The sequence below is a fragment of the Variovorax sp. PBL-H6 genome, from assembly GCF_901827155.1.
Taxonomy (GTDB): Bacteria; Pseudomonadota; Gammaproteobacteria; order Burkholderiales; family Burkholderiaceae_C; genus Variovorax.
In genome coordinates this window covers 1713090-1725037 of the sequence record NZ_LR594659.1, presented here as the reverse complement: position 1 = coordinate 1725037, position 11948 = coordinate 1713090, and the positions used below count along the sequence as shown (strand labels likewise).

The following is an 11948-nucleotide window of genomic DNA, read 5'->3' as shown; positions in this document are numbered from 1 at the left end:
GGTCGCCGTGGGCCATGCCGATGGGGCTTCGAGCCGGATCGAATGTTCACCTGAATTTGCACAGCGGCCGAACAACTCCGGCGAGGCTGCGATGGAGCGAGAATTGCGAATGGCTACTGCAAGGTCCTTCGAGACCGCCGACTACAAGCTCTTCCCTTCGCCACGCAACGTGCACCGGGTCGTGTTCGAACACCAGGTGTTCGTGCCGCAGCCCTACGCGCTGATCGACCTCCCGAGCTATGACCTGAAGGGCCGCTACAGCCTCTTCGCCGCCTGCCGGCTCTCCGACGGCAAGATGGGCCAACTCGTGACGCTGGAACAGCTGGACGACGTTGCGAAGTTCAAGTCCAGATTCGTTCCGGACTAGCCCTCGCTGCGGCGGCGGAAGGCCGTCAGGACGGGTGTCCGGGCTCTTGAACCGGGATCTCTTCCAACGTCACCGCCCTGAGCGCACGCAAACGCTCATTCGCAGGTTCGGCAGTCAGTCCGAAGCGAGCATTGCGCGCAAAGGGCGCATCTTGTTCCCGTTCTCTCCACTTCGTCAGCCATGCCAGCACGGTCGTGACGACCGCGCCGGCGAACGACGCCAGGGCAACGAACAGCGCGACGACCAGGAGCAGCCGCTGGAATTCCCCGCTCGGAGATGATGAGAAAGGTGCCCCGGGCACGGTTGGAAACATGAGATCCATGCCGAGCAACCCGAGCGCCAGAATCGATGAGATTGCGGCGACCTTGCCTAACAGCCGTGGCTGCCTGGCGCGTCTTCTTGAGTTCATTCGTGCCCTCGTCGTTTCTGCCGGACTGGGTCGGTCCATGGCCCAGCGCATGGTCGGGTTCGGCCCGGACGCGAGGATTCTCCCGCGGTGCACTACTTCGGGTTACATCCAGGCTTCAAGGCGTGTGAAATTTTCCCATACCGAGCACTTTTGCTCTATAGTGCCTGTCTGACACAACCGTAGGACATGGAGCAACAAGCGTGCAGGTGATGATCCCCAGCCAAGTCACAGTCCCGGGCGGCCTTCCGCCGGAGCCCCTCAGAACCCAAGCTCCCGCCGCCTCCTTTCGAGAACGCCTGGTTGAAGCCGTATCCATCGGCGCCGTGGCCCTCGTGATGGCGCTCGTCGTCTCTTCCGTCCGATTCTGAGTCGGAAGCGGACATGGGCGGCTACGTCACACCCGCCGGGGCGCGGCGCGATGCGCTCACGCGCGGGCAATGGATCGATCATCTGCAGCGACTCGCACAAGCCGAACAGCGTGCCTGCCCGGTTCCCGAACTGAAGCTCGAGCCAACCACCCCGGACTACTTGATGGAAGTCCGTCGGGTTGTCAGGCTCCTCTCGGAGTAAGAGTCGAGCTGTGGGCCATGGCGTTGCACGCCAGCGTACTCAGCATTTGCACGCGCCGACAGTCCATGCAAATAGTTAAAAAGTACACATCCATCACGCCTTTTTGCCAAATCAAGTACTACTAATTGATACAATTTGCGACATTGGCAACTTTTCGCAGGTTTGAAGGCATGGCAAACAAGATCAGCAATCACAACCGCTTCGAGGCAGAACTCGACACCAGTCCGTCGCAGCTTCAGGAAGCGCTCTGGGACGCACGTCAACAGGAGCGCGAGAGGATTGCCGCGGGCTGGCGTCGAAACCTGACATTCATCGCCTTGGCCGTTGTCGCCGCCGTTCTGGCCGTGCTGGTGATGAGATGAGATGAGATGAGGATCGCCATCCTCCGCATCGCACAATCTTGAGGCGGCATCGGCGCAGCGCGCCGGGTACGACTGCTGCGCGATGGCCTCTGCGCTAGTATTTACTGCCAACGGCATGCCCTCGGGATCGTCCGAGAGCCTGGTCCGCATATCCCTCGAGAAGGCAGCAAATGAATGCATGGCGCGGTCCGCGCGGACACCGGATTGTGGTTCTATTCAGCGAAGCCAGCCGCGCCGCGTACGCGCGTGAAGCCGCGGAGCGCAACCAAACCTACCGCTTCGACAGCGCCTTTGGCGAGGAGCGCACCTGGCTCAAGGGCGAGTACGCTTACCTCGCTCCCAACGCAGCGGGCCTGTTGCTGGCGCGCTGCAACCTCAAGCACGACCTGGTGGAAGAAGCCTCGCTTGAGGAATCCGTGTTGGCGGATTGCCGGGCACTGCTGATCCCCAATGCGGCGCATCTGGCAGACACCACCATCGCGCGCATCACCCAATGGCTGAGCCGCACGCAGGGCCGCCTGATCGTCTCGGGCAAGACCAACCTGCCGCCGGCGCTGCTTGGGCTTCACTCCATCGAGTCGGTCCAGGCCGAGGGCTACACCGGCTGGCAATGGCTCGAGGGCTCGCCTTTTTCGGGTCCGGCCTGGGAGCCGCTCTACGTGAGCGGCTATGCAGGCCATCGCGTGCAGCGCGTCGCGCCGTCCCCCGGCAGCCGGGTGCTGGCGGACCTGATGGCGTTCGCGGGCGACCTGAGCAATGCGGAGACCGTCGTTTCGCGCCGGATCGGCCCCGGCATCGTGACCACCGACCGGACGGTCTTCATCGCCAACCAGGTGTTCGAACTGATCGGCGGAATGATGCAGGCTCACCTCAACGTCGAGCCGGTTCGGCACTGGGCCAATCCGACGCATTGGGGCGACACGCTGCTCTTCTTCATCCGCCGCTTGCTACGCGACGTCGGGTTGGCCGACCTCTGGTCGACGCGACTGCGCGCCTTCGGGACCTACGACGGCGTGCTCTCGTTCCGGCACGACGTCCACGGCATGCGCGACTACACGATGCTCGACTACCAGCTGCAGAACCTGATCCCGGGCAGCTACGACATCGAGGACCCGGGCTTCTCGACCAACATCACCGAGCCCATGGCGAAGGATTGGGTCGCCCGCACGACCCGCAACAACTTCATCGAGCCGGCGCTGCACAACGACAGCTCGATTGGCGACCCCCCCACGGCCATCCACGGGACCGGTCTCTTCACGCACCTGATCAACGCCGAGAAAAGCCTCGGCTTCACGGTCTGCACCTGCGGGCGCCATGCCGGCGGCCACATGCATCCGGAAACGCTCGACGCGATGGACTACCTGTACGCGAACCACGAGAGCGTGCTGGGCATGTGCACCTTCTGCTACTACCACATGATCGAGTACGGGGTGCGCGACCCCAATGCGATGGTCGAAGGCGCGATCGGCGGCAAGGAGCTGACCTACATCACCGACCTGCGGCGCACCATCGCCACGCCGGGCATCTGGTACCCCTTCCACCCCGTGGTTACCACGGATGCCGAATGGCGACCGCTGCGCGGGTGGGACCGCACGCACGAGTACGACGCCGCGTACGAGCTCGTCGAGACCATCTTCGGCGGCCACAGCGCGCGACAGCGCGGCGTCGAGGACGTGCTGGAGAACGGCGTCTACAGCTTCCAGTACCACCCTGAGCTGGCGCGCGACCCGTCGGTCAACGACGGCAAGGGCTCGCTCGACTACGTGCGCTACTGCATCAACCTGGCCGAGCGCAGCAACTACTGGATCGCCACGCAACGGGACCTCTACCAACGCATGGCCGACTACGAGGACCTCGTCGTGCTCACGAGCGAGGACGGCATGTCGGTGACGGTGCGCAACCCCTCCGCGCGACGCATCGCCGGCATGGTGCTGGAGCAGAAGCGGCCCTTCGCGAGCGTGTGGCAGGACGAGGACGAGCTCGTGCACGTGGCCGCTGGCGGATTCGTCACGCTGCCGCCACTGGCGCCGGGTGCCGAGGTGTCGCTGAAGTTCAGCGACCGGGACCAGGACGAGCCGTTGCTGCGCCAGCCGAGCAACAAGGGCATCGTGGTCCTCGATGCCCGGCGCATCGCGGCCGAGGGCGAGACCCGGATCACCGTCAGCGTGTGCCGTGCGCAACCGCTGTGCGTCGAGGGCGTGGACCCGCTGGGCGCCTACCGGGTGCAGGTCGACGACGAGCCCGCGCGCTACTTCGCGCCACGCATCGTGCGCACCATCCAGGCCCAGCTGAGCAACAGCAAGACCCGCAAGGATGCCGAGAAGGCGACGCTGCGCACCAAGCTCGAGGGCATCACGACCTTCCTCGACCTGATGATCCAGGGCGACGAGAACGACTTTGTCGAGCGCACCATCCGTATCACGCGGCTGCCCGCCGAGCGCGCAGAAAAGGCGCGGGTCGCGATGCTGGCGGCGACACCGAAGAAGACCGGCCGGGTGACGCCGACCATCGAGTCGGTGCCGGCCGAGGACTGAAAAGCGGGGGCAGGCGGCTCAGGCCGCCGAGCCGCCCAGATAGGCCACCTTGATGCGCGGGTCCGAGATCACCTCGGCCGCGCTCTTCATCAGGAAGAGCCGCCCCAGCTCCATGACGATGCCGGTGTCGGAAATCTGCAGCGCGCCATGCGCGTTCTGCTCCACGACCAACACCGTGAGGCCCTTGCTGCGCAGGGTGGCAATGGAATCGAAGATCTGGTCCTGGTTGCCCGGGGACAGGCCGAGCGAGGGCTCGTCCAGCAGCAGCAGACGGGGTTGCGCCTCCAGCACCATCGCGGTTTCGAGCATCTGCTGCTCGCCGCCGCTGAGATTGCCGGCCAGCACCTTGAGCTTGGCACCGAGCATCGGAAACTGTTCGATCACACGCTCCATCGCCTGGGCGACGGCGGCTCCCTTCAGCGTGTAGGCGCCAAGCTCCAGGTTTTCACGCACCGTCATGAGCGGGAAGTTGCAGCGCCCCTGCGGCACGAAGCCGATGCCGCGCCGGAGCCGCTCTTGCGGCGACAGCTGCTCGATGGCTTCGCCTGCGAAGCGCAGGCTTCCGCCGAAGTGGCGGTTGAGCCCGTACACCGCCTTGAGCAAGGTCGACTTGCCGGCACCGTTGGGGCCGATGATGGTCGTGATGCTGCCGGTGTCGATGCGGGCGCTGAAGTCACGCACGATCGGGTTGTCTCCGTATCCGGCGGAGAGCGCATCGAATTCGAGCAGGGGCTCGCGCACCTGCGGCTCAGACATGAGCGGCCTCGACTTCGGCAGCTTGCTTGCCGAGATAGGCGGCGAGTACGCGCGGGTCGCTGCGGATGAGGCCCGGCGCCCCGTCCGCGATCTTGCGGCCGGATTCGAGGACGACGACGCGCTGGCAGAGATTCATGATGAAGTCGACGTTGTGTTCCACGATCACCAGCGTCACGCCCTCGGCGTTGAGTTTTCGCACCACGGTTTCGATATGCCGCACCATGGTCGGGTTGACGCCGGCCACGGGCTCGTCGAGCACCACCAGGCGCGGCCGGGCCATCATGCTGGCGGCGATCGCGAGCAGCTTGCGTTGGCCATACGAGAGGATCGCGGCGGGCGCGTCCGCATAGGCCAGCAGGCCCACGGTGTCCAGCAACTCGCGGCCCCGTCGGGCGGCGGCGGCCTCCTTGTCGCGCACCGCGCGGCTGCGGCGCAGCGAAGCGAGCCACCCGGAGCCATCGCTCTCCTGCGCGGCAACGCGCAGGTTGTCGAGCAGGCTCATGTCGTCGTAGGCCCGGACTGTCTGGAAGGTGCGCGTGAGCCCCGCACGCGCAATCCTGTGCGGCAACAGGCCGGCGAGCGGCTCGCCGTCGAGGAACCACGCGCCTTCGTCGGCACGCTGGAATCCGCTGATGCAGTCGATGCTGGTGCTCTTGCCCGATCCGTTGGGACCGATGAGGCCCACGATGGTGCCGGCCTCGACCTGGTAGTCGAGCTGGTCGACCGCCGTCAGGCCGAGGTAGCGCTTGGTGAGGCCGCGCACTTCCAGCAGCGGTGCATGGGTGCTCATTGCCCCGCCTCCGTGAGGTTCTTGGCCACGCCCGTCCGGTCGGCTGGATCACCGTAGGGCCGGTTGCGCCAGCGTGCGATGCGCCGCCGCTCGAACCAACCGCCGATGCCGCCTGGAAACACCAGCATCGCCACAATGAGGATCAAGCCATAGAGCACCATGCGCAGGTCGGTCGTGAAGCGCAGCAGGTCGGGCAATGCCGACAGCACGGCCGTGGCGAAGAGCACGCCCCAGAAGCTGCCCGGCCCGCCGAGGATGACCATGATCAGCATGGTTTCGGTGTAGTAGAAGTCGAACAGCGACGGGTCGGCGATGGTCAGGTAGAAGACGAAGAAGGCCCCGAGCACACCGGCCAGGAAGGCAGACAGCGTCACCGCCAGCAGCTTGTAGCCGAGCGGATTGATGCCCTGCGATTGCGCCAGCGGTTCGTTGAGCTTGACCGCGCGCAGCGCACGGCCCAGCCGCGAGCTCACGACCAGGTAGATCAGCGCATGGCTCAGCACTGCGAAGCCCATCAGCAGATAGTAGAAATCCGAGGGCTTGTTCAGCCGCCAGTGGATGCCGCCGGGCAGCTCGAGCGAAGGCACGGGAAGCCCGGGAATGCCCATGGCGCCGCGCGTGAGCGAGACCCAGTCGCGAGAGACGATCATGCACAGCAGCGCGAAGCTCAACGTCACGATCGCGAACGCATGGCGCGACAGCCGCAGCGACGAATAGCCGATGCCCAGGCCCACCGCCGCCGCCAGCGCGCCGCCTGCCAGCGCGCCCCACCAGAGCGACCAGCCGAGCTCCGTGACCGTCAGCGCCGCCGTGTAGGCACCGAGGCCGAAGAAGCCCACCTGCGCGAAGGAAAGCAGGCCGGTGTAGCCATACACCAGGTTGAGCCCGCCCGAGAGCACCGAGAAGGCGGCGAAGCTGACGCCGAGCGCCAGCAGGTATTCATTGGCGGTGAAGGAAGGCAGGGCGAAAAGCGCCACCAGCCCGGCCACGACGGCCAGCCATGCAAGCGGCCGCGTCATACGCGCACCCCGCGGCCGAAGAGTCCCTCGGGCTTGATCAGCAGGATGAGGATCATCGCGCCGAAGGCGAAGCCGTCGACCATCACCTGCGGCAGGAAGCCACCGATCAGGCTTTCGAGAACGCCGAGCGAAACGGCCGCGATGGCTGCACCCGAGACGTTCCCGAGTCCACCGATGATGATGATCGCGAACGCCTTGAACACGAATGCGAAGCCCATCAGCGGATGCACCGCGTAGATCGGCGCGAGCGCCGCACCGGCCAGCCCCGACAGCCCGATCCCGATGGCGACGGCCAGCCGCGAGACGGCGCGTGCGTCGATGCCGACCATGGTCGCAGCTTCGCGGTTCTGGGCCACGCCGCGCATCGCCTTGCCGACCTGCGTGCGGTGAAGAATCAGGTAGAGCATCACGAAGGCCGCGAGCCCCAGCCCCAGCGCGAAAAGCCGCAGCACCGGCACCCGGACATCGCCGAGCACGACGTTGGCGTAGGTGTAGCTGCTCTGCAGCATCCTGGGCGTGGTGGTGAAGAGATAGACGGCCCCGTTCTGCAGCACCATCGACAGGCCGAGGGTCAGCAGGATGCTGCGCTCGAAGCTCTGGCCACTGACGGAGCGAAGCAGCGCTTCGTACAGCACGTAACCCACGCAGAAGGCCGCCAGCACCACGGCGATGATGGTGGGCCAGTAGCCGATACCGAGCTGGCCTGCCAGGAAGTAGGCGAGCATCGCTCCCAGCATGTAGAACTCGCCGTGCGCGAAGTTCACGATTTCCAGCACACCGAAGATGAGCGACAGGCCCATGGCGATCAGCGCGTAGATCACGCCGATGACCAAACCGTTGACGAGCAGTTGAATGAGAAAGCTGAGTTCCACGCGTTGCCTGTTCGCCTCGCGGCGCCCCGATCAATCCAGCTTCAGGTCTTGCTGTATCCGAGCACCACGACCTTGCCGCCCTGGATGCCAAGGATCACGGCGTTGTTGTGCACCAGGTTGTTGGCGTCGAACTCGAGCGTCGCGCCAAGGATCGACGGGTACTTGGTCTTCGTCAGCGCCTCGCGCACGGCCGCCGGCTCGGTGCTGCCCGCCCGCTTGATCGCATCGATCAAGATCCGCGTCGTCTCATAGGACTCGAAGCCCACCAGGATGGGCGGCTCGCCATTCTTCTTGCGGTAGGCCTCGACGAAGGCCTTGTTGGCCGGCAGGTCCACGTTCAGGTCGTAGGGCTGCACGGCCACGGTGCCGTCGAGCGCGCCGGTGGCCAGGATTTCCTTCGGCACCTGGTCGACCAGCACGCGGCCCGTGAGCGGGATGCCGGCGCCCATGGCGTACCACTGGCGCATCACGTTCTGGAAGTCCGCATCGATGGCGTACATCGCGACCATGGCCGGCTTCTTCGACTTGATCTTGGCGAGCAGCGTGCTGAAGTCGGCCGTGCCCTTCTGGAAGAAGTCGACGCTCGCCAGCTTGAGGTTGTGCTTCTTCAGCGCACCTTCGAGACCCGACGAGCCGGCGCGGCCGAAGTCGGTGTCCTCGCCCATGAAGGCGATGTTGCCGGCCTTGCCGTCCTTCGCGAGCCAGGCCACCAGTGCATCGAGCATGCTGGCGTCGGTGGGGTTGACCTTGAAGGTCCACTTGTTGCCGCCCACCCCTGACTTCTCCGCGATGGACGTCGCCGACGCGTTGGCCACCACGAACGGGATCTCCGCCCGTTCGACCAGCGGCATGATGGCGAGCGCCACCGAGCTGCACAGCCCGTCGAGGATCGCGACGTACTTCTTGTCGGAGATCATCTTGGTGACGCTCTTGACGGCCTCCGCAGGGTTGCAGCGGTTGTCTTGAAAGTCGATCTCGATCTTGCGGCCGAGCACGCCGCCCGCCGCATTGGCCTCGGCGATGGCGAGCTCGGAGCCCCATCGCGAATGCTGCCCGAAGGTGGAGACCCCACCGGTGAGCGGTATGGAGGAACCGATGACGATGGGTGCGCTGTCGGTCTGGGCTGCGACGCCGAAAGACACGGCTGCGACGAGCGATGCGATGAGGCGATGAAAGGGTCTCAAAGGTTCCACCAATAGTTTGGGCAAGGCAAGTATGCAAGCAAGTTGCGAGCCTGTGCCTGGGGTTGCAAAACGGACGCCGTTCTCGTCACATGATAGTTAAGAACTCACTCCACGCAACGAGGGATAGCGCTCGTGGCCATGCCCCGGTCCCCCGGTTCATTCCGCCTGCACCCCCGCGTTGGAAGACACAGATCCCCAGTGGACTTCCGTCCCACGGCAGCGGAGCAGGACGGATTCATCCGTCGATGACGATCTTTCTCTGCGCGACGAGCTGCTTCCACATGGCCAGTTCGTTGGCGATGGTCCGCCCGACGTCCGCCTGGCCGGTGACCACGGTCTGCCCGAGCTCCTGCATGCGCGTGACCACCGCGGGAGTCGCCAGCACCTCGGCCAGCGCCTTGCGGATCGTCGCGGTCACTGCCGGCGGCAGGCCCGCGGGCCCCATGAGCGCGAACCAGCCCGGCGCATCGAAGTTGGGAACACCGCTCTCCGCAACGGTCGGCACATCCGGCATGGCAGGCAGCCGCTGCAGCGAGCTGACACCGATGGCCCGCAGTCTGCCGCTCGCGATGAAGGACGAGGTGCCCGTGTAGGTCAGGAAGGCGAACTGCACGTCGCCTGCAATCAACGCGGTGATCGCGGGCACGGCGCCCCGGTACGGCACATGCAGGGCGAAGGTGCCCGTGCGCAGCTTGAGCAGCTCGCCGGCAAGGTGGCTGACGCTGCCGGCACCGCCCGACCCATAGCTCAGCTTGCCGGGCTCCTTGCGCATCGCCTCGATCAACTCGCGCGTGCTGCGAATGCCGCCGGCCGCCGGCACGACGAGCACCTGCGGCAACTGGCTCGCCATCGCGAGCGGTGTGAAGCCGGCGACCGGGTCGTAGCCCGGGTTGCGCAGCGACGGCACGATGGTCAGGGGCGCGTTGTCGAGCAACCCGAGCGTGTAGCCGTCGGGCGCAGACCGCGCGACCTCCGACGCGGCGATGGTCCCGCTCGCGCCGGGCTTGTAGTCGACCACCACCGGCTGGCCCAGCAGCTTTGTCAGCGGCACCGAGAGCTCGCGCGCCAGGATGTCGGAAGAACCGCCCGGGGTGTAGCCGAGCAGCAGGCGCACGGGCTTGCTCGGCCAGGCTTGGGCCTGCGCGCGCCCACCCAGCATGGCCAGCGCGAGCGCGGCTGCACCGCCGGCAAGCGCCGAGCGGCGCCTCGGATCGAAGAGCGCTGCGTGCATGGCGGCCACCTACTGGACGTTCTTCAACGCGAACTCGTCGAGGTGCCCGGAAGGCAGCGCATCGACGCCCGGGTCAGCCGGCAGATCGACGTCGAACCAGCGCTTGAGAACGCCCGAGATCAGTTCATAGCAGGCGCCGATGCGGATCACCTCCATGGTCTCGAAGTTGATCAGCGTTCCGGCGCGGCGATAGATGTGATAGCGGCGCAGGCCGTAGTCGACGGTGATGTCGGCGATCTGCTTGAGTTCATCGGGGATGTCCTCGACGCTGAACCGAGTGCCGGTCCCCGACAGGTTGGCCGACGAGCCGAACAGCGGCACCACCTCCTCGCGGCTCAGGCGGCAGAGCTCCGCGTGGAACACGCCCGCGTTGACCAGCGTGCCGATCGTGCCGGCCGCCGTGCTCGCCTTGATGGCGTCGTCGTCCAGCTTGCGGATCAACGGGTGGTCGTGCCGGAAGGTGCCGACCACGCCCAGCGGCAGGTCGTGATCGACGACGAGCGCCTCCACCATCTGCTGCGCGCGGGGCGGCAGCGTATGCAGTTCGCGCTGCGTCTCGAGGTCGGCCGCCATGGCGTTTCGCTTGTGGCTGCCGCGGCGCTTGGTGTCGTAGATCTTCTTCAGCGGGTCCATCGAGGAGCCGCAACAGGCGTAGCCCGTGTCGTTGGGCACGATGGCGATGCCGCCGTCCCTGATCACGTCGATGGTGCGCCGGGCATCGCCGGCAATGTCGAGTCTGCTCATGATTTCTCCTTCGGTGGGTGCGGTGGATTCGATCGGGATTTCATTCGAGGGGAAAGCGCTTCGCCAGTGCGTCGGCACGGTCCCGCTCGCGCTGGACCATTGCCGCGAACTCGGCCGGCGTATTGCCCAGCGGCTCGGCGCCGATGGTCGCGAAGGACTTGCGCACTGCCTCGCTCTTCGCTGTCTCGCGCAACGCGGTCGCGATGCCCTGCTGGATGTCGGACGGCGTTCCCTTCGGCACGAAGATGCCGTACCAGGTGGTCGCATCGAAGCTGGCAAAGCCCTGCTCGATGGCCGTCGGCACGTCCGGCAAGATCGACGAGCGCTTGCTGCCCATGGTCATGATGACCTTGAGCGCGCCGGAGCGTACATGGGGCAGCACCGCCGTGCTCCCGGAAATGGCGAACGAGACGTTGTTGGCGACCAGGTCGGTGATGAGCTGCCCGCCGCCCTTGTAGTTGACGACGATGAGGTTGGGCAGCGCGCTTTCCTCGCCCAGCATGCGCGTCTGCAGCCGCGCCATGTTCTCGGTCGTGCCGAGCGAGCACGGGGGAGCGGCCGTCTTGCAGTACCGCACCATCTCGGTCATGGTAGCGACCGGCAGCGAGGCATTGGCAGCCACCACGCCGGGCAGTGTCGAGAACGCCGACACCGGCACCAGTTGCGACACGGGATCGGTGCCCTTGAAGGCCGGCAGGTGGCGGATCAGCGTGATGGAGGGCAGCTGCACCAGCAGCGTGAGGCCATTGGGCTTGGCGTCGATCACGCGCCGGGTGCCGATCAGGCCGTCCGCGCCTCCGAGGTTCTCGACCACCACGGGCTGGCCCCAGATTTGCGACAGCTCCTTCGCCACGACCCGCGCTTGTGCATCGGTCCCACCGCCGGCTGCGTAGGGCACCACCATCGTCACCGGGTGCTCCGGCTTCCAATCGGCCGCCGCGGCGGCGAGCGGCAGAGCGGCGGCCGCTACGGCGGCTGCGGCCAGCGCCGCGGCGCAAGGGCGCAGGCGCCGCACGGCGCGCTCGAGGAGCCTCCAAGCCTGTTGAAACACACACGTCATCATCTTCATGTCTCCTTCGTTTTGTGATGGCAAGGCGCCGGCGCCCTGCG

At 66.1% G+C, this 11948-nt stretch carries 13 protein-coding genes; 4 read left to right on the top strand and 9 right to left on the bottom strand.

What is annotated here, in order from left to right; genetic code table 11:
• The first annotated feature begins 109 nt into the window (after positions 1 to 109).
• Positions 110 to 367, top strand: coding sequence for a hypothetical protein (locus tag G3W89_RS08225; RefSeq protein ID WP_162573615.1), 258 nt, complete (start codon positions 110 to 112; stop codon positions 365 to 367).
• A 25-nt stretch (positions 368 to 392) separates the two neighbouring features.
• Here G3W89_RS08225 and G3W89_RS08220 read toward each other — a convergent pair whose 3' ends face one another.
• Complete coding sequence (locus tag G3W89_RS08220; RefSeq protein ID WP_162573614.1) at positions 393 to 776, bottom strand: hypothetical protein; 384 nt, start codon at positions 774 to 776, stop codon at positions 393 to 395.
• Positions 777 to 1157: 381 nt separating this feature from the next.
• Between G3W89_RS08220 and G3W89_RS08215 the strand changes: the two genes are divergently transcribed.
• The 3 genes from G3W89_RS08215 (at position 1158) to G3W89_RS08205 (ending at position 4242) form a co-directional block, all read left to right on the top strand.
• A complete protein-coding gene (locus tag G3W89_RS08215; protein ID WP_162573613.1) occupies positions 1158 to 1346 on the top strand; it encodes a hypothetical protein in 189 nt (62 codons plus the stop codon).
• A gap of 170 nt (positions 1347 to 1516) precedes the next feature.
• Entirely contained in the window at positions 1517 to 1708 is a 192-nt protein-coding gene (locus G3W89_RS08210; RefSeq protein WP_162573612.1) for a hypothetical protein, read from the top strand.
• Between the two features lie 170 nt (positions 1709 to 1878).
• Positions 1879 to 4242, top strand: coding sequence for a hypothetical protein (locus G3W89_RS08205; RefSeq protein WP_162573611.1), 2364 nt, complete (start codon positions 1879 to 1881; stop codon positions 4240 to 4242).
• Positions 4243 to 4260: 18 nt separating this feature from the next.
• Here G3W89_RS08205 and G3W89_RS08200 read toward each other — a convergent pair whose 3' ends face one another.
• From G3W89_RS08200 to G3W89_RS08165, 8 genes are all read right to left on the bottom strand, one after another.
• Positions 4261 to 4998, bottom strand: coding sequence for an ABC transporter ATP-binding protein (locus G3W89_RS08200; RefSeq protein WP_162573610.1), 738 nt, complete (start codon positions 4996 to 4998; stop codon positions 4261 to 4263).
• Entirely contained in the window at positions 4991 to 5788 is a 798-nt protein-coding gene (locus G3W89_RS08195; RefSeq protein ID WP_162573609.1) for an ABC transporter ATP-binding protein, read from the bottom strand. The genes G3W89_RS08200 and G3W89_RS08195 overlap by 8 nt, the downstream gene beginning before the upstream one ends.
• Positions 5785 to 6807: a branched-chain amino acid ABC transporter permease gene (locus tag G3W89_RS08190; RefSeq protein WP_162573608.1), complete on the bottom strand. Its 1023-nt coding sequence runs from the start codon at positions 6805 to 6807 to the stop codon at positions 5785 to 5787. The genes G3W89_RS08195 and G3W89_RS08190 overlap by 4 nt, the downstream gene beginning before the upstream one ends.
• A complete protein-coding gene (locus G3W89_RS08185; RefSeq protein ID WP_232076411.1) occupies positions 6804 to 7679 on the bottom strand; it encodes a branched-chain amino acid ABC transporter permease in 876 nt (291 codons plus the stop codon). The genes G3W89_RS08190 and G3W89_RS08185 overlap by 4 nt, the downstream gene beginning before the upstream one ends.
• 41 nt (positions 7680 to 7720) lie before the next feature.
• On the bottom strand, positions 7721 to 8863 hold the full coding sequence (locus tag G3W89_RS08180) for an ABC transporter substrate-binding protein (RefSeq protein WP_162573607.1): 1143 nt from the start codon (positions 8861 to 8863) through the stop codon (positions 7721 to 7723).
• 235 nt (positions 8864 to 9098) lie between these two features.
• Positions 9099 to 10094 carry a Bug family tripartite tricarboxylate transporter substrate binding protein gene (locus G3W89_RS08175; protein WP_162573606.1) on the bottom strand — a complete coding sequence of 332 codons (996 nt, stop codon included), beginning with the start codon at positions 10092 to 10094 and terminating at the stop codon, positions 9099 to 9101.
• 9 nt (positions 10095 to 10103) lie between these two features.
• Positions 10104 to 10838: a Sua5/YciO/YrdC/YwlC family protein gene (locus tag G3W89_RS08170; protein ID WP_162573605.1), complete on the bottom strand. Its 735-nt coding sequence runs from the start codon at positions 10836 to 10838 to the stop codon at positions 10104 to 10106.
• 40 nt (positions 10839 to 10878) lie between these two features.
• Positions 10879 to 11907 (bottom strand): tripartite tricarboxylate transporter substrate binding protein, encoded by a 1029-nt coding sequence (locus G3W89_RS08165; protein WP_232076409.1) that lies wholly within the window; start codon positions 11905 to 11907, stop codon positions 10879 to 10881.
• Between the last annotated feature and the right edge of the window lie 41 nt (positions 11908 to 11948).

Excerpts from the sequence above, each read along its gene's own strand:
- G3W89_RS08225 (WP_162573615.1), top strand. The coding sequence starts at position 110 with ATGGCTACTGCAAGGTCCTTCGAGACCGCCGACTACAAGCTCTTCCCT.
- G3W89_RS08220 (WP_162573614.1), bottom strand. The coding sequence starts at position 776 with ATGAACTCAAGAAGACGCGCCAGGCAGCCACGGCTGTTAGGCAAGGTC.
- G3W89_RS08215 (WP_162573613.1), top strand. The coding sequence starts at position 1,158 with ATGGGCGGCTACGTCACACCCGCCGGGGCGCGGCGCGATGCGCTCACG.
- G3W89_RS08210 (WP_162573612.1), top strand. The coding sequence starts at position 1,517 with ATGGCAAACAAGATCAGCAATCACAACCGCTTCGAGGCAGAACTCGAC.
- G3W89_RS08205 (WP_162573611.1), top strand. The coding sequence starts at position 1,879 with ATGAATGCATGGCGCGGTCCGCGCGGACACCGGATTGTGGTTCTATTC.
- G3W89_RS08200 (WP_162573610.1), bottom strand. The coding sequence starts at position 4,998 with ATGTCTGAGCCGCAGGTGCGCGAGCCCCTGCTCGAATTCGATGCGCTC.
- G3W89_RS08195 (WP_162573609.1), bottom strand. The coding sequence starts at position 5,788 with ATGAGCACCCATGCACCGCTGCTGGAAGTGCGCGGCCTCACCAAGCGC.
- G3W89_RS08190 (WP_162573608.1), bottom strand. The coding sequence starts at position 6,807 with ATGACGCGGCCGCTTGCATGGCTGGCCGTCGTGGCCGGGCTGGTGGCG.
- G3W89_RS08175 (WP_162573606.1), bottom strand. The coding sequence starts at position 10,094 with ATGCACGCAGCGCTCTTCGATCCGAGGCGCCGCTCGGCGCTTGCCGGC.
- G3W89_RS08170 (WP_162573605.1), bottom strand. The coding sequence starts at position 10,838 with ATGAGCAGACTCGACATTGCCGGCGATGCCCGGCGCACCATCGACGTG.
- G3W89_RS08165 (WP_232076409.1), bottom strand. The coding sequence starts at position 11,907 with ATGAAGATGATGACGTGTGTGTTTCAACAGGCTTGGAGGCTCCTCGAG.